The sequence below is a fragment of the Vibrio sp. M260112 genome (assembly GCF_036533775.1).
Lineage (GTDB): Bacteria > Pseudomonadota > Gammaproteobacteria > Enterobacterales > Vibrionaceae > Vibrio.
In genome coordinates this window covers 24,565-47,570 of record NZ_JATABH010000017.1, presented here as the reverse complement: position 1 = coordinate 47,570, position 23,006 = coordinate 24,565, and the positions used below count along the sequence as shown (strand labels likewise).

At 45.0% G+C, this 23,006-nt stretch carries 22 protein-coding genes and 1 riboswitch; of the genes, 13 read left to right on the top strand and 9 right to left on the bottom strand.

The features are described 5' to 3' along the window. Positions 1–3 precede the first annotated feature (3 nt). Entirely contained in the window at positions 4–1,533 is a 1,530-nt protein-coding gene (gene ilvA, locus QTN95_RS09660) for a threonine ammonia-lyase, biosynthetic (protein ID WP_138972845.1), read from the top strand. Positions 1,534–1,753: 220 nt separating this feature from the next. Continuing rightward, positions 1,754–2,734 carry an acrylyl-CoA reductase (NADPH) gene (acuI, locus tag QTN95_RS09655; protein ID WP_331417326.1) on the top strand — a complete coding sequence of 327 codons (981 nt, stop codon included), beginning with the start codon at positions 1,754–1,756 and terminating at the stop codon, positions 2,732–2,734. 59 nt (positions 2,735–2,793) lie between these two features. Here acuI and QTN95_RS09650 read toward each other — a convergent pair whose 3' ends face one another. Then, positions 2,794–3,735 (bottom strand): LysR family transcriptional regulator, encoded by a 942-nt coding sequence (locus tag QTN95_RS09650; protein ID WP_331417325.1) that lies wholly within the window; start codon positions 3,733–3,735, stop codon positions 2,794–2,796. A gap of 154 nt (positions 3,736–3,889) precedes the next feature. Continuing rightward, positions 3,890–4,081, bottom strand: a complete 192-nt coding sequence (locus tag QTN95_RS09645) for a hypothetical protein (protein ID WP_331417324.1) — start codon at positions 4,079–4,081, stop codon at positions 3,890–3,892. Positions 4,082–4,215: 134 nt separating this feature from the next. Here QTN95_RS09645 and tusA point away from each other — a divergent pair, with 134 nt between their 5' ends. Next, positions 4,216–4,464 carry a sulfurtransferase TusA gene (tusA, locus tag QTN95_RS09640; protein WP_138972849.1) on the top strand — a complete coding sequence of 83 codons (249 nt, stop codon included), beginning with the start codon at positions 4,216–4,218 and terminating at the stop codon, positions 4,462–4,464. 49 nt (positions 4,465–4,513) lie between these two features. On the opposite strand, the gene QTN95_RS09635 is transcribed toward tusA, so the two are convergent. Beyond that, a complete protein-coding gene (locus QTN95_RS09635; protein ID WP_138972850.1) occupies positions 4,514–4,774 on the bottom strand; it encodes a hypothetical protein in 261 nt (86 codons plus the stop codon). 158 nt (positions 4,775–4,932) lie between these two features. Then, entirely contained in the window at positions 4,933–5,490 is a 558-nt protein-coding gene (locus QTN95_RS09630) for a TMEM165/GDT1 family protein (protein ID WP_331417323.1), read from the bottom strand. Positions 5,491–5,580: 90 nt separating this feature from the next. After that, a riboswitch (yybP-ykoY riboswitch) is annotated at positions 5,581–5,719 on the bottom strand. Between the two features lie 211 nt (positions 5,720–5,930). On the opposite strand from QTN95_RS09630, the gene glyQ reads away from it, so the two are divergent. From glyQ to QTN95_RS09615, 3 genes are all read left to right on the top strand, one after another. Further along, positions 5,931–6,854 (top strand): glycine--tRNA ligase subunit alpha, encoded by a 924-nt coding sequence (gene glyQ / locus QTN95_RS09625; protein ID WP_138972852.1) that lies wholly within the window; start codon positions 5,931–5,933, stop codon positions 6,852–6,854. Positions 6,855–6,856: 2 nt separating this feature from the next. Beyond that, on the top strand, positions 6,857–8,923 hold the full coding sequence (glyS, locus tag QTN95_RS09620) for a glycine--tRNA ligase subunit beta (RefSeq protein ID WP_331417322.1): 2,067 nt from the start codon (positions 6,857–6,859) through the stop codon (positions 8,921–8,923). A gap of 290 nt (positions 8,924–9,213) precedes the next feature. Next, a complete protein-coding gene (locus QTN95_RS09615) occupies positions 9,214–10,464 on the top strand; it encodes a valine--pyruvate transaminase (protein WP_331417321.1) in 1,251 nt (416 codons plus the stop codon). 199 nt (positions 10,465–10,663) lie between these two features. Here the strand turns inward: QTN95_RS09615 and QTN95_RS09610 are convergent, their stop codons facing one another. From QTN95_RS09610 to dnaA, 5 genes are all read right to left on the bottom strand, one after another. Next, the gene (locus QTN95_RS09610; protein WP_331417320.1) at positions 10,664–11,098 is read right to left on the bottom strand and encodes an Hsp20 family protein; all 435 of its coding nucleotides are present in this window, start codon (positions 11,096–11,098) and stop codon (positions 10,664–10,666) included. A gap of 455 nt (positions 11,099–11,553) precedes the next feature. Next, positions 11,554–13,971 carry a DNA topoisomerase (ATP-hydrolyzing) subunit B gene (gene gyrB / locus QTN95_RS09605; protein WP_331417319.1) on the bottom strand — a complete coding sequence of 806 codons (2,418 nt, stop codon included), beginning with the start codon at positions 13,969–13,971 and terminating at the stop codon, positions 11,554–11,556. 13 nt (positions 13,972–13,984) lie between these two features. Beyond that, the gene (recF, locus tag QTN95_RS09600; RefSeq protein WP_331417318.1) at positions 13,985–15,067 is read right to left on the bottom strand and encodes a DNA replication/repair protein RecF; all 1,083 of its coding nucleotides are present in this window, start codon (positions 15,065–15,067) and stop codon (positions 13,985–13,987) included. 1 nt (position 15,068) lies between these two features. Next, positions 15,069–16,169 (bottom strand): DNA polymerase III subunit beta, encoded by a 1,101-nt coding sequence (dnaN, locus tag QTN95_RS09595; RefSeq protein ID WP_331417317.1) that lies wholly within the window; start codon positions 16,167–16,169, stop codon positions 15,069–15,071. Positions 16,170–16,222: 53 nt separating this feature from the next. Further along, positions 16,223–17,629: a chromosomal replication initiator protein DnaA gene (gene dnaA / locus QTN95_RS09590; protein ID WP_138972859.1), complete on the bottom strand. Its 1,407-nt coding sequence runs from the start codon at positions 17,627–17,629 to the stop codon at positions 16,223–16,225. 408 nt (positions 17,630–18,037) lie between these two features. On the opposite strand from dnaA, the gene QTN95_RS09585 reads away from it, so the two are divergent. The 7 genes from QTN95_RS09585 (at position 18,038) to yidC (ending at position 22,887) form a co-directional block, all read left to right on the top strand. Then, positions 18,038–18,784 carry an amino acid ABC transporter substrate-binding protein gene (locus tag QTN95_RS09585; RefSeq protein ID WP_331417316.1) on the top strand — a complete coding sequence of 249 codons (747 nt, stop codon included), beginning with the start codon at positions 18,038–18,040 and terminating at the stop codon, positions 18,782–18,784. Between the two features lie 116 nt (positions 18,785–18,900). Beyond that, positions 18,901–19,572 carry an amino acid ABC transporter permease gene (locus tag QTN95_RS09580; protein WP_138972861.1) on the top strand — a complete coding sequence of 224 codons (672 nt, stop codon included), beginning with the start codon at positions 18,901–18,903 and terminating at the stop codon, positions 19,570–19,572. Further along, on the top strand, positions 19,569–20,306 hold the full coding sequence (locus QTN95_RS09575) for an amino acid ABC transporter ATP-binding protein (RefSeq protein ID WP_138972862.1): 738 nt from the start codon (positions 19,569–19,571) through the stop codon (positions 20,304–20,306). The genes QTN95_RS09580 and QTN95_RS09575 overlap by 4 nt, the downstream gene beginning before the upstream one ends. A 230-nt stretch (positions 20,307–20,536) precedes the next feature. Beyond that, a complete protein-coding gene (rpmH, locus tag QTN95_RS09570; protein ID WP_005378825.1) occupies positions 20,537–20,671 on the top strand; it encodes a 50S ribosomal protein L34 in 135 nt (44 codons plus the stop codon). A 46-nt stretch (positions 20,672–20,717) separates the two neighbouring features. Beyond that, positions 20,718–21,041 (top strand): ribonuclease P protein component, encoded by a 324-nt coding sequence (gene rnpA / locus QTN95_RS09565; RefSeq protein ID WP_331417315.1) that lies wholly within the window; start codon positions 20,718–20,720, stop codon positions 21,039–21,041. Next, entirely contained in the window at positions 21,008–21,265 is a 258-nt protein-coding gene (gene yidD / locus QTN95_RS09560; protein ID WP_138972864.1) for a membrane protein insertion efficiency factor YidD, read from the top strand. The genes rnpA and yidD overlap by 34 nt, the downstream gene beginning before the upstream one ends. A gap of 2 nt (positions 21,266–21,267) precedes the next feature. After that, on the top strand, positions 21,268–22,887 hold the full coding sequence (gene yidC / locus QTN95_RS09555) for a membrane protein insertase YidC (RefSeq protein ID WP_138972865.1): 1,620 nt from the start codon (positions 21,268–21,270) through the stop codon (positions 22,885–22,887). Positions 22,888–23,006 lie beyond the last annotated feature (119 nt).

The following is a 23,006-nucleotide window of genomic DNA, read 5'->3' as shown; positions in this document are numbered from 1 at the left end:
CTTATGACGCTTACGCAACAAACTGGCGCAGACTATCTGCGCCAGATCTTAAGAGCTCCAGTTTATGAAGTGGCGACCGTTACGCCACTTCAGGATATGCCCCGTCTTTCGGCTCGTATTGGCAATAACGTTCAAATTAAACGTGAAGACCGCCAACCCGTGCACTCGTTCAAACTGCGAGGTGCGTACAATATGGTCGCGAGTTTGAACGATGAACAGAAATCGGCAGGCGTGATCGCTGCGTCGGCAGGCAACCATGCACAAGGCATGGCGCTATCGGGTACGAAACTAGGCATAAAGACTACCATTGTCATGCCTAAAACGACACCGGATATCAAGGTAGAAGCGGTACGCGGATTTGGCGGCAATGTGGTTCTACATGGCAGCAACTTTGATGAAGCTAAGGCGGAAGCTGAACGTTTGTCTACTGAGCATGGTTACACCTTTGTTCCTCCGTTTGATCACCCTTTGGTCATTGCTGGTCAGGGAACAATTGGCATGGAGATGCTGCAACAAAATGGTCATCTCGATTACATCTTTGTCCCTGTTGGTGGTGGTGGTCTTGCTGCGGGCGTTGCTGTTCTAGTCAAACAACTGATGCCTGAGATAAAAGTCATTGCTGTTGAACCTGAAGATTCCTCTTGTCTGAAAGCCGCTCTAGACGCAGGAGAGCCTGTCGTTTTAGACCAAGTGAGTATGTTTGCTGACGGCGTAGCCGTAAAACGTATCGGAGAAGAGACATTCCGCCTTTGTCAAAAATACATCGATGGACACATCTCGGTATCCAGCGATGAAATCTGCTCTGCGGTAAAAGATATCTTTGAAGATACCCGTGCGATTGCCGAACCTTCTGGTGCACTGGCTCTGGCTGGACTAAAGAAATTTGCAGAAAAGAATGAACTCAAGGGTAAAAACCTTGGAACCGTTTTATCAGGCGCAAACACTAACTTCCACGGTCTGCGTTACGTCTCCGAGCGTTGCGAGCTCGGTGAAAAACGTGAAGGCCTGTTAGCTGTCACGATTCCTGAACGCCAAGGGGCATTCTTCGAATTTTGTAACTTAATTGGTGGCCGTGCTGTCACTGAGTTTAACTATCGTTACAATGATGATTCTTTAGCGAATATCTTTGTCGGTGTTCGTCTGCAGGGTGGTCAAGAAGAGTTAGAACATATCATCCATGATCTACGTAACGGCGGTTACCCAGTGGTTGATTTGTCAGATGACGAAATGGCAAAACTGCATATTCGCTACATGATTGGTGGAAAGCCATCTAAACCACTGAAAGAACGTCTCTATAGTTTTGAGTTTCCTGAGTACCCCGGCGCTCTTCTTAAATTTTTAAGTACCCTAGGGACACACTGGAATATTAGCCTGTTCAACTACCGCAACCATGGTGCTGACTATGGTCGAGTACTGTGTGGCTTTGAATTGGATGAGTCAGATCTCTCTCAATTCTCAGCTCATCTGCGTGAATTGGGTTATCAATGCAAAGACGAAACCGATAACCCGTCGTATAAGTTCTTCCTTTCCTAGTCAGGATACCCTCAATACTCAGCCTCTTGCTTTCAGTAAGAGGCTTTTTTATTTGGCTTTAGTGATTTTTCGCTCTGAACCGTGAGCACTAACCTGTCAGCTTATTGGACAGAATGTATGGTACGCATAGATATAATGCTAAAGTTTCATTTTAGTCATGCCTTATTTAGGTCTACACTCAATTCTGTTTTTTAATTGCTGCCCGTGGTGGAGACGACAAATGTTTAACGCACTGATCCTAAACCAAGAAGACAAACGCACTATTGCTTCCATCGAGCAAATCGATGAATCACAACTTCCTCAAGGTGAAGTCCTAATCGACGTCGATTACTCATCTCTCAACTACAAAGATGGTTTGGCTATCACTGGTAAAGGCAAAATTATCCGTAATTTTCCAATGGTGCCTGGTATTGATATGGCGGGAACCGTTGTCAGCTCTGAAGACAACCGCTACCAAGCGGGTGACAAAGTTGTACTCACCGGCTGGGGTGTGGGTGAAAACCACTGGGGTGGCATGGCTCAGCGTGCTCGTTTACAAGCAGACTGGCTAGTCCCACTACCAAAAGGTATCGACAGTAAAAAAGCCATGATGGTAGGAACCGCAGGTTTTACTGGCATGTTGTGTGTGCAAGCTCTGCTTGATGCTGGTATCACACCAGAGTCCGGTGAAGTACTTGTAACAGGTGCGAGTGGCGGGGTTGGCTCGGTTGCCGTATCGCTGCTGGCAGCTTTGGGCTATCAAGTCACAGCTGTCACCGGACGTGTCGAACAAAATGGTCCACTACTAGAGAAACTTGGCGCTAGCCGAATCATTGATCGAGCAGAGTTTGAAGAACCTGCGCGTCCACTAGAAAAACAAGTTTGGGCGGGTGCGGTTGATACCGTAGGCAGTAAAGTGCTAGCGAAAGTCCTTGCGCAAATGGATTATAACGGCGCTGTAGCAGCATGTGGGCTTGCTGGCGGCTTTGACCTACCAACAACCGTCATGCCGTTTATTCTACGTAACGTACGTCTACAAGGCGTTGACTCGGTAATGTGCCCAACCGAAAAACGTATTGCGGCGTGGGAGAGACTGGTTGAGCTCCTTCCAGAGAGCTACTTTGAACAAGCATGTACAGAGATTGAGCTTCAAGATGCGCCAAAATACGCTGAAGATATCACCAACGGTCAAGTAACAGGTCGAGTGGTGATCAAACTTTAGCGACAGCAATACTCAAAGAGCCAGCACCTGTAATGCTGGCTCTTATTGATTCTGCCTGTCTAATCTAACCCAATATCTTCTATTCGCTTGGCAATTAAACGACTACATTCTTCTTTAACTATCCCACGCAGCCACTCCTGAGAAGGTGAATGTTCACAGCGGGGATGCCAAATCATTGAATAATCAAAGGACGTAAACTGAAATGGCAACGGCTTGATGAGCAAGTCATAACGTTCAGCAACTAAGTACGCCAAATCAGCAGGCACGGTAATAATGATTGGCATGGTATCCACAATCGCCAATGCCGCCTCAAGATGATATGCCCTTAACACCATTTTCCGCTCAGGTTGATCAATCAAAGCCTGCTCAATCAGTGCCTTAACTCCATCACTTATCGCTATCATCGCATGCGGATAGGTCAAATAATCCGATAGGCTCATCTCTTTATCTGCTAAAGGATGCTGTTTTGAGAGCAAGCAAAGCACACCTACCCGACCAAGAATTTCACTGCGTAGTGGTTCGACTGGGCCAATAGGTCGGCAGATGGCTAAGTCTGCCCCTTGATAAGTCAGTTGATCAGCGAGTCTGTCATGTTGCAAAGGTAGGAAGTTAAACGAAACATTCGGCGCTTCCTGATAGATTCGCGGTAGAGCAAAGGGCAGTATGGTTTGCATCGCGTAATCTGTGGTCGCTATATTGAACGTCTGATCGCAGCTCCTTGGCTCAAACTCTAATGGTGACAACAACTGGCGAAGAGATTCGAGAGGTTCACCCAAAGCCTGATCGATTTCCAGCGCTTTTTGCGTTGGAATCAAGTGCTGACCTTGCCGAGTAAACAGTGGATCGGAGAGCATTTCACGTAAACGCCCAAGCACTCGACTCATAGCCGATTGACTGAGGTTGAGGCGGTTTGCCGCTTTGCTGACACTGCATTCCTCGATAAGAACACGAAGAGCCACCAACAAGCTAAGGTCACGACGATAAATGTCTTCTAATTCCACGTTTAACCATCATTTTTTGAAAAGGTGTCTGCAATTGTACCTTTTTCAGGCAAAAAAAATCCCGCTTTTCAGCGGGGAAGCCCAAGAAAACTGGGGATAGTGTCGGAATGTAGTTGAGCGTAGTGACAGAAATGAATGACGGTTGGAAGCGCAATCATCCATTCTCTCGCTCTTCAGATGCGCTTGGCCAGCGATGCATCTCGAGCCAGATCCCTACAACCGTCGCACCCATGCCGAGTAGCGGCATAAACGAAGACGATTCTGCTGGTGAACGTAAAACAAGAGCGCAGAAAGAGATAAAGCACAACACTGAATAGATTGTTAACCGATCTAATGCTGTCAACATAATAGCTCCCTCGTTCAAATGTTACCAACTTGTTAACTAAGTTAAAACAAAATGATCCGTTTGCCAAGGGGTTATTGAATATTTTTTCTTCACTAGTATTATCTAGGCCAAATTAAGTAACCAAAGATACGACCATGACATTCAATATCGAGCAGGCAAATCAAACATTAGAGGCAGAAGGACTACGCTGCCCAGAGCCAGTGATGATGGTCAGGAAGACAATTCGAAACATGCAAGATGGTGAGGTTCTGCTTGTTAAAGCTGATGACCCATCAACAACCCGAGACATTCCCAGTTTCTGTCGCTTTATGGATCATCAGTTAATCGGCTCTCAGACAGAACAACTGCCATACCTATATTTAATTAAGAAAGGAATGGCATAGAGGCCATTAGCAAGAGATAAAAAACGGCTGCCCTAGGGCAGCCGTTACTTTATTCGTCGTATTCTATGGTGTGAATTTCAGCCTGAAGTTTATTGATCTGCTTTCTCATGGCACGCATCTCTTCATGCATCGGTATTATGTGAGCGACTCGAATCCAAGCCTCAACCGTCAAGCCAGTCAAAATGAACGTACCCGCAACAATGGGCAACCACATATCCGTTAGCACCATAGCCAGCAAACACAACACAAGGCCAAAGGTGAACAAGTAACTCTGACTTCTAGGGGTGATCCCCGTATAACGTGTAAGCATCGTATCGCCCTCTCGCTATCAATCACACGGTTAAATTACCATGACAAACATGACACTAATATGTCAGCGATCACGTCTACGAACGATTTCAATCCATACCTTGAACTGACGCATTTTAAAGGCTAGCTATTGATATTTAACACCATATCCTTAGCAAACTACGAGTAAATTGCAGCACCAGTCGCTAAGGCGATGAATAGCAAAGCGGTCACTTTTCGGATCAAATCCAGTGGCATTTTGTCTGCTGACAGTTTACCGATCAGTACCACGGGCACATTGGCCAAAAGCATACCGATTGTGGTGCCAAGGACAACCAAACTCAGAGCATCCGCATATTGCGCACCTAAAATTGAGGTTGCGATTTGCGTTTTATCTCCGATCTCAGCGACAAAAAATGCAATAAAACTGGCGATGAAAGGTCCTCGATTCGAAATCTGTTCATCGTCATCAAGTTTGTCTGGTATCAGTACCCAGGCGGCCATAGCGACGAAACTGACCGCCAGCACCCATTTTAAAACTTGCGGTGAAAGATAATCAGCAACGACAACACCTAGCCATGCTGCTAACGCGTGGTTGGCAATAGTGGCAAGAAAAATGGCTGCGATAATAGGTATAGGTTTACGGTATCGACTCGCTAACAGGAGTGACAATAATTGAGTTTTATCACCGATTTCCGCCAGTGCGACGGTGGTAATAGAAATAGCTAAAACGCTCAAGACATGCTCTTTTGAGGTAGGGATTATTTTTAACCAAAGACAAACCTCATGCCCCACCCCGGTTCATGATGATTTGTCTAAGGTCTTGCTAAACACGAGTGACGTTTTTGATTGTTATCTGTCACTACTCGTCTCGAACGCCATGATGATTTTGCATCAATTATGTTGACGAACGAACCTATTATCCCAGTGTTGATAAATAGGTAAGCTACTCCCCAAAGACAGCGGAATTCTATCGCTCCCCTTAACGATTCTCAAGTAGGAAACTACAAATAAACTCCCTTTTAGGAAAATTTGGTTAGATAAGGCAGAAAAATTCTATTAAAGGGGATTTTTGCCTATGAATTAGTCAAGATTACCTCTACTCCCATGCCTAATATCTGGGTATACTTGATTGTTATTTTTTATCAATTTTAGACACAAGAATCGCGCGAATTACTATGCAAAAATACGATATCAAAACCTTCCAGGGAATGATCCTCGCGCTGCAGGATTACTGGGCACAAAATGGCTGCACAATCGTTCAGCCTCTAGATATGGAAGTAGGTGCAGGCACCTCTCACCCAATGACATGTCTACGTGCACTTGGCCCAGAGCCAATGTCGACAGCTTACGTTCAACCTTCACGTCGTCCAACCGATGGCCGTTATGGTGAAAACCCGAACCGTCTGCAGCACTACTATCAGTTCCAAGTAGCTCTAAAACCATCTCCGGATAACATTCAGGAGTTGTACCTAGGCTCGCTTGAAGTTCTTGGTATCGACCCGCTAGTTCACGACATCCGCTTCGTAGAAGATAACTGGGAAAACCCAACACTAGGTGCATGGGGTCTTGGTTGGGAAGTATGGCTAAACGGCATGGAAGTGACTCAGTTTACTTACTTCCAGCAAGTGGGCGGCCTTGAGTGTAAACCAGTGACAGGCGAAATCACTTACGGTATCGAACGTCTAGCGATGTACATTCAAGAAGTGGACTCCGTTTACGATCTAGTGTGGAACGTCGCTCCAGACGGTAGCAAAGTCACTTACGGTGATATCTTCCACCAAAACGAAGTTGAGCAATCAACGTACAACTTTGAGCACGCAGACGTAGATTTCCTATTTAGCTTCTTCGATCAGTGTGAAAAAGAGTCTAAGCAACTACTAGAGCTTGAGAAACCTCTTCCTCTACCTGCTTACGAGCGCATCCTGAAAGCGGCACACGCCTTCAACCTACTTGATGCACGTAAAGCAATCTCTGTAACAGAGCGTCAACGTTACATCCTTCGTATCCGCAACCTGACTAAGTCAGTTGCAGAAGCCTACTACGCATCTCGCGAAGCGCTTGGCTTCCCTATGTGTAAAAAAGAAGGTGAGGAGAAGTAATCATGGCTAAAGAATTTCTAATTGAACTCGGTACAGAAGAGCTACCACCAACGCAACTTCGTACATTAGCAGAAGCGTTCGCAGCAAATTTCGAAGCTGAGCTAAAAGGTGCAGACGTTGAACACCAAGGAGTGAAATGGTATGCCGCTCCTCGTCGTTTAGCTCTTAAAGTGTCAGCACTGGCTGAAGGTCAAGCAGACAAAGTCGTTGAAAAGCGTGGTCCTGCTGTTGCTGCTGCTTTCGATGCTGAAGGTAACGCAACCAAAGCAGCACAAGGCTGGGCTCGCGGCTGTGGTATCACAGTTGACCAAGCTGAACGCATGGTCACGGACAAGGGTGAATGGCTACTGTTCAAACAAGAAGTAAAAGGCCAAGCAACCTCAGAAATCGTTGTGGAACTTGCTGCTAAAGCTCTTGCTGATCTACCAATCGCAAAACCAATGCGTTGGGGCGATAAAGCAACACAATTTATCCGTCCAGTGAAAACGCTAACCATGCTTATGGGTTCGGATCTGATCGAAGGTGAAATCCTTGGAGTTGCGTCAAGCCGCACTATCCGTGGTCACCGCTTCATGGGTGAACAAGAGTTCACTATCGACTATGCAGAGCAATATCCAGCGATTCTGGAAGAACGCGGTAAAGTAATGGCAGATTACGAAGCACGTAAGGCGATCATTCTCGCTGACGCACAAAAAGCAGCGGCCGCCGTTGGTGGTATTGCCGATCTAGAAGACGACTTAGTAGAAGAAGTGACTTCTCTTGTTGAGTGGCCTGTTGTACTTACGGCAAAGTTTGAAGAAAAGTTCCTAAAAGTGCCTTCTGAAGCTTTGGTTTACACCATGAAAGGTGACCAAAAGTACTTCCCTGTATACGATGAAAACAAGCAGTTGCTACCAAACTTCATCTTTGTATCGAATATCGAATCAAAAGAGCCACGCTACGTAATCGAAGGTAACGAGAAGGTTGTACGTCCACGTCTAGCGGATGCAGAATTCTTCTTTAACACTGACCGCAAGCGTCCTCTTATCGATCGTCTTCCTGAGCTAGAACAAGCTATCTTCCAAAAGCAACTTGGTACGATCAAAGACAAAACTGACCGTATTACCGCTCTTGCTGGCTACATCGCTAAGCAGATCGACGCTGATGTTGAAAAAGCAACTCGCGCAGGTCTATTGGCTAAGTGTGACCTAATGACTTCAATGGTATTCGAATTTACCGATACTCAAGGGGTTATGGGCATGCATTACGCCAAGCATGACGGTGAAGACGAACAAGTTGCACTGGCGCTGTACGAGCAATACATGCCTCGTTTTGCTGGTGACGACCTACCAAGCACAGGTATCTCTTCTGCAGTCGCTATGGCGGACAAGCTAGACACTATCGTCGGTATCTTTGGTATTGGCCAAGCACCTAAAGGCTCAGACCCATTTGCACTTCGCCGCGCTTCTCTAGGTGTACTACGTATCATCGTTGAAAACGGCTACAACCTAGACCTCGTTGATCTTATCCGCGAAGCAAAAATCCAGTTTGGTAACAAGCTGACCAATGACAACGTTGAGCAAGATGTTATCGAGTTCATGTTGGGTCGTTTCCGCGCTTGGTATCAAGATGCAGGCTTTAGCGTAGATATCATCCAAGCAGTACTAGCGCGTCGTCCAACCAAACCAGCAGACTTTGACCAACGTGTTAAAGCGGTATCTCACTTCCGTGAATTGGAAGCGGCAGAAGCACTCGCAGCAGCGAATAAACGTGTCGGTAACATCCTTGCTAAATTCGATGGTGAACTGGCAGCAGAGATAGATCTAGCTCTTCTCCAAGAAGACGCAGAAAAATCACTAGCTGAAAGCGTAGAAGTGATGACTGAAGCTCTTGAACCAGCATTTGCGACAGGTAACTACCAAGAAGCATTAAGCAAGCTTGCAGACCTACGTGAACCTGTCGATGCGTTCTTCGATAACGTAATGGTTATGGCGGATGATGAAGCGCTTAAGACAAACCGTCTAACGCTACTGAATAATCTACGTAACCTATTCTTGCAAATTGCTGATATCTCACTACTACAGAAGTAAGCATTAATCGTAAGAATCGATTAAAATCACCAAGAGTAAGGGAAGCAAATGCTTCCCTTTTTTCTTTGCCTTCCAGCGAACTCGCGACAGATTGCTCACGATAACACTCCAAACATCGATCCGATGAGACTGGATTTGTGATCAGAAAGTAAATTATTTTCTGCCATGCTTAGATTGGCTCTTTGCGTTGTACTCACATTAAGGTATGTTCAAGGATTATTCGCTTTACTAGCTGTTTCTAGTAACTCATTACACTTAAAGCAATCACAATGAATTAGGTATAACTACAAATGCAATTCTCGAAGTTTGGTGAAAAATTTAATCAGTATTCTGGTATCACACGATTGATGAATGATTTAAATGATGGTCTGCGTACCCCAGGAGCCATTATGCTCGGTGGAGGTAACCCAGCCACGATTCCAGCTATGCTCGAAGACTTTCGCCAAACCAGTGAAGAGATGCTCGCCAGTGGCGAATTGATCGCAGCCATGGCCAATTATGATGGTCCGCAAGGCAAAGATGCATTTGTTAAAGCACTCGCTAACTTATTGAAAGAGACTTATGGTTGGGATATCAGTGAGAAGAACATCAGTCTAACAAATGGCAGTCAAAGTGGTTTTTTCTACTTATTTAACCTGCTTGCAGGTCAGCAGCCAGATGGCTCGCACAAAAAAATTCTGCTGCCTTTGGCTCCTGAGTATATTGGCTATGGCGATGCTGGGGTTGATGAGAACATCTTTATCTCTTACCACCCAGAGATAGAATTACTCGATAATGGCCTATTCAAATATCACGTCGACTTTGAGCAACTTAAGGTTGATGAGTCCGTGGCGGCTATCTGTGCATCACGCCCGACTAACCCTACAGGTAATGTTCTAACGGATGAAGAGATTCACAAGTTGGACAAACTCGCACGTGAAAACAATATTCCACTGATTATCGATAACGCTTACGGACTGCCATTCCCAAATATCATCTTCGAAGATGTACAGCCATTTTGGAATAAGAACACCATCTTATGCATGAGCCTATCAAAACTAGGTCTACCGGGTGTTCGCTGCGGGATTATCATCGCCAATGAAGAAATAACTCAAGCACTGACGAATATGAACGGCATTATCAGTTTAGCGCCGGGAAGCATTGGGCCAGCGATCGCTCATCATATGATTGAAAAAGGGAACTTACTGAAACTCAGTTCAGAGGTAATTAAACCTTTCTACCAACAAAAGTCACTTCGTGCTGTTGAACTGCTGCAAAACGCAATTACCGATCCGCGTTTTCGTATTCATAAACCGGAAGGCGCTATTTTCCTTTGGTTATGGTTTGATGAACTTCCAATCACAACGATGGAACTTTATCAGCGTCTTAAAGCTCGTGGGGTTTTGATTGTACCTGGAGAGTATTTCTTTATCGGTCAGGAAGATGACTGGGAACACGCTCACCAGTGTTTACGTATGAACTATGTGCAAGATGATGAGATGATGCAGAAAGGTATCGATATTATCGCTGAAGAAGTAGCGCGAGCCTATCAAGAGGCTTAATTTCATCAGAAGTAAAACAGCCCAAAGCTAGAACAACCAGAGACAGCAACAATCAACGCTGCCAATACCACTTTTTTCATTCTATTTTCCAAGTTTATTAATTGTCGACGCAGAAACTACTGATGGATAGAATTGAGAGCAATAAAAGAGCGCTCATAGGCGCTCTTTCACTCTCAGCTCTCATTTATGAGACGGAATATTAACCTTCAATGAGTTTTTGACCATTGATAGCAATCTTACGTGGTTGCATCGCTTCAGGGATTTCGCGTTCAAGATCAATGTGGAGAAGACCATTTTCCATGCTCGCTCCGACAACTTTTACATAGTCTGCTAGCTGGAACTTACGCTCGAAATCGCGCTCTGCAATACCTTGATAAACGTATTTTTTCTCTTCTTCGGCTTTACGCTCGCCTTTGACGATCAGCATGTTGTCATTTTGAGTTAAATCTAACTGCTCTTCAGCAAAGCCCGCCACAGCCATAGTAATACGGTAGTGATTATCGTCTTGCTGCTCAATGTTGTATGGAGGGTAACCACCTGAAGAGTTCTTCGAAGAGTTCGCTTCCATCATGTTGAACAGACGATCGAAGCCAATTGCATTGCGGTATAGTGGAGTGAAATCTACAGTTCTCATAGTGCTATCCTTTTAGTAAGCAATAGTCTTAGTCGTGAGTTTGCGTGGTTCGATACTATGATCGTAGCCTTGCCGACTAAGGGACTCATTGACTATTCCTCTGGCTACCTCTGTTAGGTCTAAGCTCGGGGACATAGCAACGAATCAAGTTTTAAATTGTGTACCTTTAAGGTCATCCTCTCTTGAGCGATACCTTATCAGCGAGTCCAGAGGTTCTGTTTCTTCTCTTTTGAGCAAGACAGCTTCCCTCTTCAACAATAGATATGTGGTTGGGGTAAATTAGTTTCAAGGGATAAAAGTAAAAAAGTTCCTAGTTTCGAGTGACTAGTGGCTAGTGGCTAGTGGCTAGTGGCTAGACTAATACTAAATGATTGTTTTAATTAACCTCCAATAAAAAAGCGCAAATCTTTCGACCTGCGCTTTTTCTAGGGGCTCGCTGCTAGTAACTAGGAACTTTATACATCCAAATTAGCTACTTTCAGTGCATTCTCTTCGATGAAGTTACGACGCGGCTCAACTTGGTCACCCATTAGAGTCGTGAACAATTGGTCAGCACCTACGGCATCTTCAATCGTTACTTGCATCATACGGCGCGTTTCTGGATCCATTGTGGTTTCCCAAAGCTGATCTGGGTTCATCTCACCTAGACCTTTGTAACGCTGTAGGCTAAGACCACGACGAGATTCTTTAATTAACCACTCTAAAGCCTCAACAAAGCTAACAACAGGCTGAGTACGCTCACCACGTTTGATGTAAGCGCCCTCTTCAATTAGACCGTCTAATGCTTCAGACAGCGTCGCAAGTTTTCCGAACTCTTTCGAGTTAAGCAGATCAATACTGAGTACATGTTCGTGCATCACACCATGAGTACGTACAATGATCTTAGGTAGGCTTAGACCAAGCTCTGCATGCTGTTCCACTTCGAAGCTGTATTGGCTAGCACCGACTTCTTTCGCGTTCAACTGCTCAACGAGAGTTTTCGTCCAAGTTTCTACAGCAGCAGAGTCATTACATTGCTCCGCCGTTAAACGTGGTACGTAGATAAGCTCATGCACCAGTGCGCGTGGGTAGCGACGGCTCATACGATCCACCAGCTTAATACCCGCATTGTACTGCTGAACTAACTTCTCTAATGCTTCACCAGACAATGCTGGTGCTTGTGCATTCACATGTAGAGATGCGCTATCTAGAGCCAGTGCCACTTGATACTGGTTCATCGCATCTTCGTCTTTAATGTACTGCTCTTGCTTGCCTTTCTTCACTTTGTATAGCGGTGGCTGAGCAATGTACACGTAGCCACGCTCAATGAGTTCAGGCATTTGACGGTAGAAGAAGGTCAATAGAAGCGTACGAATGTGCGAACCATCGACGTCAGCATCGGTCATGATGATGATGTTGTGGTAACGCAGTTTATCTGGGTTGTACTCGTCACGACCGATACCACAGCCAAGAGCGGTAATAAGCGTTGCAACCTCTTGAGAAGAAAGCATTTTGTCGAAACGTGCTTTCTCAACGTTCAGGATCTTACCTTTAAGCGGTAGGATAGCCTGATTCTTACGGTTACGGCCTTGTTTTGCGGAGCCGCCTGCCGAGTCACCCTCCACTATGTAGAGTTCAGACAGCGCTGGATCTTTTTCCTGACAGTCTGCCAGTTTACCAGGTAGACCCGCTAGGTCTAACGCACCTTTACGACGAGTCATTTCACGAGCTTTACGCGCCGCTTCACGAGCACGTGCCGCATCGATAATTTTAGAACAAACCATCTTCGCTTCTGTTGGGTTCTCAACTAGGAACTCAGACAGTTTTTCACCCATTGCAGACTCTACCGCAGACTTCACTTCAGAAGAGACCAGTTTGTCTTTAGTTTGGCTAGAGAATTTCGGATCTGGAACTTTAACAGATACAACAGCGGTTAGACCTTCACGAGCATCATCTCCCGATGTCGCTGTTTTTGCCTTCTTAGAGAAGCCTTCTTTATCCATGAAAGTGTTCAGGGTACGAGTCAATGCCGCACGGAAGCCGGCCAAGTGCGTACCACCATCACGCTGAGGAATGTTATTGGTGAAACAGTAGATATTCTCTTGGAAACCATCGTTCCACTGCATCGCAACTTCAACAGCAATCCCATCTTCACGTTCGAAGTCGAAGTGGAAGATCTTGTCAATGATTGGGGTTTTGTTGGTGTTAAGATGCTCAACGAATGCTTGGATACCACCTTCAAACATGAAGTGGTCACTCTTATCTTCTTCTCGCTCGTCGATCAATTTAATCGAGACACCTGAGTTTAGGAAAGACAGTTCACGTAGACGCTTAGCGAGAATATCGTAGTGGAATTCCGTGTTAGTAAAAGTCTCTGCACTCGGCCAGAAACGGATCTTCGTACCCGTTTTATCTGAATCCCCAATCACTGCTAGTGGCGCTTCAGGCTCACCATGACGATAGGTTTGCGTATGGATATGACCGCCACGATGAATCGTTAGCGTTACTTTTTCAGACAAGGCGTTTACTACTGAAACACCTACACCGTGTAGACCACCCGAAACTTTGTACGAGTTATCATCGAACTTACCACCAGCATGGAGTACTGTCATGATAACTTCAGCCGCAGAGACTTTCTCTTCTGGGTGCAATTCTGTCGGAATACCACGACCATCATCGCTTACAGAAACTGAGTTATCCTCATGAATTGTCACAATGATGTCTTTACAGTGACCTGCTAACGCTTCATCAATTGAGTTATCCACCACCTCGAAAACCATGTGGTGCAGACCGGTGCCATCATCCGTGTCGCCGATATACATACCAGGACGCTTACGAACCGCATCCAGACCCTTTAGTACCTTAATACTCGATGAATCGTAATTTTCAGACATGAGTTTTCTTCCGCTATTTATTTTGCTCTATTGTGCCATGTTCCACATGGAACATCCTGCCATTTTCGTCTTGCATATCTGCAATTTGACTGTCAGTAATAGAGCTTACAAAAACTTGAGCCCCCGTCGCTTTCAAGCAATCCGCTAGGCGCTTACGACGTTGGCTATCTAATTCAGATGCAAAGTCATCAATTAAGTAGATACATTGCTTGCCAGTCATTTCAGTAAGATGTTGTCCCTGAGCCACACGCAATGCACAAACCATCAACTTTAACTGACCACGTGACAGTACATCCTCAACAGGTGTGCCATTCACCTTGATGCGCAAATCCGCTTTATTAGGACCACTAAATGTGTACCCTAATGCTTGATCACGCTCGAAATTTTTTTCCAGTATATCTTGGTATGGCGTCTCTTTATCCCATCCACGATAATACTTCAGTTGAATCTCAAATTCGGGTAAGAATGTCTGACAAATTTCTTCAGCCTTTACCCTCATTTGCTCGACATATGTCGCACGCCACTGGCTAATATTCTCAGCCAAACGAGCCATTTCTTGATCCCAGTAACTCAGCTCTCGATAACTGGTTGCTGTTTTTAATAACGCATTTCTTTGCTTGTTGAGACGCTTGAAACGACCCCATGCATCATAAAATGCAGACTCGGTATGAAACACACCCCAGTCAATAAATGCACGGCGATGTTTAGGACCATCGGTCAGCAAATCAAACCCTTCAGGGTGGATCAACTGCAGAGGTAATACTTGTGCCAGTTGTGCCAACTTTTGTCCAGACTGACCGCCTATTTTAACCTCTGTTGAGCCATCACGCTGCTTATTAATGCCAATTGGTAGCGCAAATTGATCCGAGTTCAAAAAACGCCCATGAACAAAGAGCTCATTGCAGTCATTTTGAATCACTCTGCCTGTCAGAGAACTCTTAAAAGAGCGACCATGCCCAAGCAGGTAGATGGCCTCAAGAATGCTAGTTTTGCCACTTCCATTGGGCCCAATAAGAAAGTTAAAGCCTGCTGATAGTTCAATATCACAGGCTTTAATGTTTCGAAATTGCTGAATAATAAGACGTGAAAGCGGCATGCTAGAGTCGAATTGGCATTACCACGTACATCGCACTGTCATCATCGGCATTTTCAATCAACGCACTGGCGTTGGCATCCGACATTGACACTCGTACTTTCTCACAACGAATTGTATTAAGCACATCGAGAACGTAGCTCACGTTAAAACCAATCTCGATAGGTTCACCTTCAAAACTGACATCTAACATCTCTTCAGCTTCTTCTTGTTCTGGGTTGTTCGCGGTAATACGCATTTCCGCATCAGCAAGATTCACTCGAACACCACGGAATTTTTCGTTCGATAGAATAGCAGCACGAGAGAAAGCTTGACGTAGCTCATCGCAGCCTGCTTCAAGTGTTTTGGTCGTACTCTGTGGCATTACGCGTCGGTAATCAGGGAAACGACCATCAACGAGCTTCGAAGTAAATACGTAGTTATTCACCTCTGCACGAACATTAGAGCTACCGATCTGCAAAACAACAGGCTGCTCTGGTGCATCGAGTAATTTAACCAGCTCCAGTACACCTTTACGCGGTACTATAATCTGTTTTTGTGCAAAATCAGCACTTAGCTGAACTTGTGATACCGCCATACGATGGCCATCCGTCGCAACACTGCGTAAGGTGGTACCATCGATTTCAAACAACATACCATTGAGGTAGTAACGCACATCTTGGTTTGCCATAGAAAACTGCGTTTTTTCCACTAAACCACGCAACTCAGCTTGAGTCAGTGATACCTCAACTTCACTTTGCCAATCTTCAATATTTGGAAAATCATTCGCAGGAAGTGTGGATAGCGAAAAACGGCTACGCCCAGAACGAACCTGAACGCGATTACCTTCCAACACAAAAGTAATCACTGAGTCATCAGGAAGACCACGGCAGATATCGAGGAACTTACGAGAAGGAACGGTAATGCTGCCAGCTTCGAATTCACCTTCCAATGTCACACGGCTAATCAGCTCAACTTCAAGATCCGTCGCCGTCATCGATAGCACGTTATCTTCTACCTTTAACAGTAGGTTGCCCAAAATTGGCAATGTTGGTCGACCACCTAACGCACCTGAGACTTGTTGAAGAGGTTTAAGCAGGTGGCCACGCTCAATGGAAAATTTCATAGGATGCTCTTATCCGAATTCGTTGGTTATTTCGTTGCTAAGGATACTGCGAATTAAGAAGAAAGGGTACGAATCAAATTCGAGTAATCTTCTTTAATATCGTGGCTCTCTTCACGCAGTTGCTCAATCTTACGACATGCATGAAGTACAGTCGTATGATCACGACCGCCAAATGCATCACCAATTTCTGGCAAACTGTGGTTAGTCAGCTCTTTCGCAAGAGCCATAGCAAGTTGGCGCGGGCGCGCAACAGAACGAGAACGGCGCTTAGATAACAGATCCGCGACTTTAATCTTGTAGTATTCAGCTACCGTTTTTTGAATATTATCAATGGTAACTAACTTCTCTTGTAACGCTAGCAAATCTCTAAGCGCTTCACGAACAAAGTCGATAGTAATTGGACGACCGGTAAAGTTGGCGTTTGCAATAACGCGATTCAATGCCCCTTCCAGCTCACGAACATTAGAACGTAAACGCTTAGCAATAAAGAAAGCAACCTCGTCAGCGAGGTGAATCTGGTGATCTTCCGCTTTTTTCATCAAGATCGCGACGCGAGTTTCTAGCTCAGGTGGTTCGATCGCAACCGTTAGACCCCAACCAAAACGCGATTTAAGACGATCTTCTACACCACTGATCTCTTTCGGATAGCGGTCAGATGTCAAAATTATCTGTTGGTTACCTTCCAGTAAGGCATTGAAGGTATGGAAAAATTCTTCTTGTGAGCGCTCTTTATTGGCAAAGAACTGAATGTCATCGATAAGAAGTGCATCGACACTGCGGTAATAGCGCTTGAACTCTTCAATCGCGTTATTTTGTAGCGCCTTAACCATATCTTGAACAAAACGCTCAGAGTGCATGTAAACGACTTTTGCATTGGGCTTGTTATCAACAATCGCGTTGCCTACCGCATGCAATAAGTGTGTTTTACCTAAACCTGTACCACCATATAAAAATAGCGGATTGTACGCTGAGCCAGGATTATCAGACACCTGACGCGCCGCCGCTAAACCTAACTGGTTTGATTTACCTTCAACAAAGTTGGTGAACTTATGTTTTGGGTTAACGTTTGAGCGATGGTTGATGTCAGCAATCGCTTGAGCGTCATCATCCCAAGTTTTATGAACAGGTTTACGTGCTTGAAGTTGCGCAGGAGCAGAGGATTCTGCCGCCACATCCGCAGGTGTACGTTTCGGTGCAGGGGTCGGCGCTGCCACACGACGGCTACCTACCTCAAAACGTAGGCTTGGTACGTCGTTACCACAGTATTCCTGCAACAGACGATTAATGTTGTTTAGATATTTGTCACGTACCCAGTCCAATACGAAACGGTTTGGGGCAAATAAAGTGAGCGTATTGTCATTGAGCTCCGCTTGTAACGGACGAACCCACATGCTGAATTCAGTTGCTGGTAGCTCTTCTTGAAGCTGTTGCAAACATTGCAACCAAAGCGAAGATGACACGGTGCCCCCACTCGAAGTAATTGATCTGAAAAGATTGGCAATTTTACCTGTTGATAACCAAGATCGCCAGCAAATGATCGACGATCCAGTGAATAAGATCCAAGTTATTCACAATATTTTCGACATTATTCGATGGATCCTCACAACCTGCCCCATTTTTACTCACACATTGATCCACATATCTCCAATATTGGCTTGATCTTTGGGTTGGTGATAAGTCTGTGAATTAAGCGTTTTCTCTTCGCTTGATTTCATGCTGATTTGTGTCTTTATTCACCAATAATTTCCACAACTGATGGAAAAACAGACAGCTTATTACTCTAGTTTCTAGTTTATTTCTCTTGGTTATTTATCTATTCATCTAAACTGACAGTAGTATTTATCCCCATAATCATGTGGAGTTGTAAAATGAAAAACTGGATTAAGGCTGCCGTTGCAGCTATCGCGCTTTCTGCGGCTACTGTACAAGCTGCTACTGAAGTAAAAGTTGGTATGTCGGGTCGTTACTTCCCGTTTACCTTTGTTCAGCAAGATAAGTTACAAGGCTTTGAAGTCGATCTATGGGATGAAATCGGCAAACGCAACGACTATAAAGTAGAATATGTGACAGCTAACTTTTCTGGTCTATTTGGTCTGCTAGAGACGGGTCGCATTGATACTATCTCTAACCAAATCACTATGACTGATGCACGTAAAGCAAAATACCTTTTTACTGACCCATACGTGGTAGACGGTGCTCAAATCACCATTCGCAAAGGTAACGATAGCATTAAGGGCATCGAAGACCTTGCGGGTAAAACAGTAGCAGTAAACCTTGGTTCAAACTTTGAGCAATTGCTGCGTGCTTACGATAAAGATGGCAAGATCAATATCAAAACTTACGATACAGGTATCGAACACGATGTTGCTTTAGGTCGCGCTGATGCGTTTATCATGGATCGCTTGTCAGCACTTGAACTGATCAAGAAAACAGGCCTGCCGCTAGAACTTGCTGGCCAACCATTCGAAACCATTCAAAACGCTTGGCCATTCGTTGATAACGAAAAGGGTGAAAAGCTTCAAGCTGAAGTAAACCAAGCACTTGCAGCAATGCGTGCTGACGGTACTCTAGAGAAAATCTCTCAAAAATGGTTCGGCGCTGACATTACTCAGTAAGCCTGTATACTCTCTATCTCATCTGAGATAGGACACCTTAACCCACTGCCTCCCTTCATTTGCAGTGGGTTTTGCTTTTCTAATGCCGTCATTTATTTAATCAATGGGACACGTTTATGGGATTCGATTTTAATTACATGCTGGATCTGATGCCGATACTGCTTAAGTATTTAGGCACAACCATGGAAATGGCGACATGGGGACTGGTATTTTCACTGTTCCTTGCCGTGATTCTGGCCAATATTCGCGTGTTTCGCATCCCGGTTCTCGATCAACTGAGCCAGCTTTATATTAGCTTCTTCCGCGGTACGCCTCTATTGGTGCAGTTGTTTCTGCTCTACTACGGATTACCTCAAGTCTTCCCATGGTTAGTTGGGTTAGATGCATTTAGTGCAGCGGTCATCGGCTTAACTTTACACTTCGCTGCATATATGGCCGAAAGCATTCGAGCAGCCATCATTGGTATCGATCGCAGTCAGATGGAAGCTAGCTTGTCAGTCGGCATGACGACGACTCAAGCGATGCGCCGTATCATCCTACCGCAAGCGACACGCGTAGCACTACCATCACTAATGAACTACTTCATCGATATGATAAAATCAACCTCGCTTGCTTTTACCTTAGGTGTGGCTGAAATCATGGCTAAGGCGCAAATGGAAGCCTCATCGAGTTTCCGATTTTTTGAAGCCTTCTTGGCGGTAGCGCTAATCTACTGGGGTGTCGTGGTTATCCTGACTCGCATTCAAATCTGGGCTGAAGCTAAATTGAATAAGGCATACGTAAGATGATCAAATTAGAGAACATCCATAAAAGCTTTGGTGATACACAAGTATTAAAAGGCATTGATATTGAGATCAACCGAGGTGAGATCATTGTCATTATCGGCTCGAGTGGCACAGGAAAATCGACTCTTTTGCGCACTGTAAACTTTTTAGAGAATGCGGACAAAGGCATCATTACCATCGATGACGTCAGCGTCAACGCTGAAAAACACTCTAAATCAGAAGTATTGGCTCTACGACGTAAAACAGGCTTCGTATTCCAAAACTATGCCCTATTCGCGCATATGACAGCGAGACAGAACATTGCTGAAGGCTTAGTTACCGTGCGCGGTTGGAAGAAGAGTGATGCACTACAGCGCGCTCAGCAGATTCTCGATGACATCGGCCTAGGCGATAAAGGCGATAGTTATCCAGCTGCGCTTTCAGGGGGCCAACAACAGCGTGTGGGTATTGGTCGAGCTATGGCACTTCAACCAGAGCTGCTGCTATTTGATGAACCAACATCAGCACTTGATCCCGAATGGGTTGGCGAAGTTCTTAATTTAATGAAGGACTTAGCGACAAAACACCAGACTATGCTGGTGGTTACACACGAAATGCAATTTGCTAGAGAGGTCGCTGATAGAGTGATCTTTATGGCGGAAGGAACAATTGTTGAGCAAGGTTCTCCACAGGATATTTTCACTAATCCACAAGATCCTCGTTTGCAAAAGTTCCTACGACAGGTAGGCGCTGAGTAAAGATCATCAACAAGGATCGATCGATCCTTGAGATTTTGCTCACACTACGTATAATCGCTCGGCCGGAATTTAGCACTCGCACAGAGATTGACACTTTGTGTGACTGTGATTACAATTCCGCCTCTTTGTTGAGAGGCGTCGGTTAGTCCTCTTTATATATAAAGAAGACGTTAAGCGCCCACGCCGGGTTAACATTGACCTAAAACTACTGATCAGTAAAGGTAATTATCATGAAACGCACTTTTCAACCTACAGTTCTAAAGCGCAAGCGTACTCACGGTTTCCGTGCTCGCATGGCAACTAAGAACGGTCGTAAAGTAATTAATGCACGTCGTGCTAAAGGCCGTGCGCGCCTATCAAAATAATCATTAGTTTATTTTGAATACGTACACGTTCAATCGGGAGTTACGTTTGTTAACTCCCGAGCATTATCAAAATGTCTTTCAGCAAGCTCATCGAGCTGGCTCACCTCATTTCACCATCATTGCTCGTAAAAATAGCCTATCTCATCCTCGACTAGGTTTAGCCGTTCCCAAGAAACAGATCAAAACCGCAGTAGGTCGTAACCGTTTTAAGCGCCTTGCTCGTGAAAGCTTTCGTAACCATCAACATCAACTTGCTAACAAAGATTTTGTTGTTATTGCCAAGAAAAGCGCGCAAGATTTGAGCAATGAAGAAATATTCAAACTATTTGATAAGTTATGGCAGCGTCTGTCTCGCCCTTCACGTGGTTAGCGATCGGATTTGTCCGTCTCTATCAAGGCCTAATTAGTCCGCTTATTGGACCGCGTTGTCGTTTTACTCCAACCTGTTCTACTTATGCCATTGAAGCGTTGAAAGCTCACGGTTTTGTAAAAGGGTGTTGGTTATCAAGCAAACGTCTATTAAAATGCCATCCTTTGAATGAAGGGGGGTATGACCCCGTTCCACCAGTCCAAAAACAAGACAGAGATAAATAACGATGGATTCTCAACGTAATATCCTGTTAATCGCGCTAGCACTGGTTTCTTTCTTATTGTTCCAGCAATGGCAAGTTGCAAAGAATCCAACGCCTCAGCCGGTTGAGCAGGCTCAATCAAGCAGTACTCTACCTGCACCATCTTTTGCGGACGAGCTAGATCCAGCTCCAGCGCAGCAAGCTTCTGCTAAAATGATTACCGTGACAACTGATGTATTGACTCTGTCGATTGATACGGTTGGTGGTGATGTTATTCAGGCAGACCTTAACCAATACTCAAACGAGTTGGATTCATCGGATCCATTCGTACTGCTTAAAAACGAGCCAGGACACCAGTTCATTGCTCAGAGTGGTCTAGTTGGTCCTCAAGGTATCGACCTTAGCAGCACTAACCGCCCTCTATATGCAGTAAACGGTGATAGCTTCGCTCTAACTGATGGCCAGGACGAACTACGCGTTCCAATGACATTTACTGCCAATGGCCTTGAGTACACGAAGACATTCATTGTTAAACGTGGCAGCTACGCTGTTGACGTTGAATACGATATCGTCAACAAGTCAGGCAACAATGCGACATTCGGTATGTACGCTCACCTACGTCAAAATCTACTTGACGCTGGTGGCAGCATCACAATGCCAACATACCGTGGTGGTGCGTACTCAACAGAAGATACTCGTTACAAGAAGTACAGCTTCGAAGACATGCAAGATCGCAACCTGTCTCTCAACCTAGTTGACGGCCAAGGTTGGGCAGCTATGATTCAACACTACTTCGCATCAGCATGGATTCCACGCAATGAGCCAGGTACTAACCTTTACACACGTGTAATCGGTAATCTTGGTGACATCGGTGTTCGCATGCCGAATAAGACCATTGCAGATGGTGACAGTGCTAACCTTAAAGCAACACTTTGGGTTGGTCCTAAACTTCAAGACCAGATGGCTGAAGTTGCACCAAATCTAGATCTAGTAGTGGATTACGGTTGGCTATGGTTTATTGCTAAACCACTACACTCATTACTTTCATTTATCCAAAGCTTTGTTGGTAACTGGGGTGTAGCAATCATCTGTTTGACGTTTATTGTTCGTGGTGCGATGTATCCACTAACTAAAGCACAATACACGTCTATGGCGAAAATGCGTATGCTTCAGCCTAAGCTGCAAGCAATGCGTGAACGCATCGGTGATGACCGTCAGCGTATGAGCCAAGAGATGATGGAACTGTATAAGAAAGAGAAAGTGAACCCACTTGGTGGCTGTTTACCTCTTATTCTACAAATGCCAATCTTCATTGCACTGTACTGGGCGCTAATGGAATCTGTAGAGCTACGTCATTCACCATTCTTTGGTTGGATCACAGACCTTTCAGCACAAGACCCGTACTACATCTTGCCACTGCTGATGGGTGCATCTATGTTCATGATTCAGAAGATGAGCCCAACCACAGTAACGGATCCGATGCAGCAGAAGATCATGACCTTCATGCCGGTTATGTTTACCTTCTTCTTCCTGTTCTTCCCATCAGGTTTGGTTCTTTACTGGTTAGTATCGAACGTAGTAACGCTGATTCAACAGTCGCTTATCTACAAAGCACTGGAGAAAAAAGGCTTACACTCTAAGTAACCTTTAAGCGGAATTAACTGTGAAAGGCGACCTAAAGGTCGCCTTTTTTATTTGAGCTGATTACAATTCAGCTAAACATGATTTGCCACTATCGGCATACAAATAAGACAGGCATATTT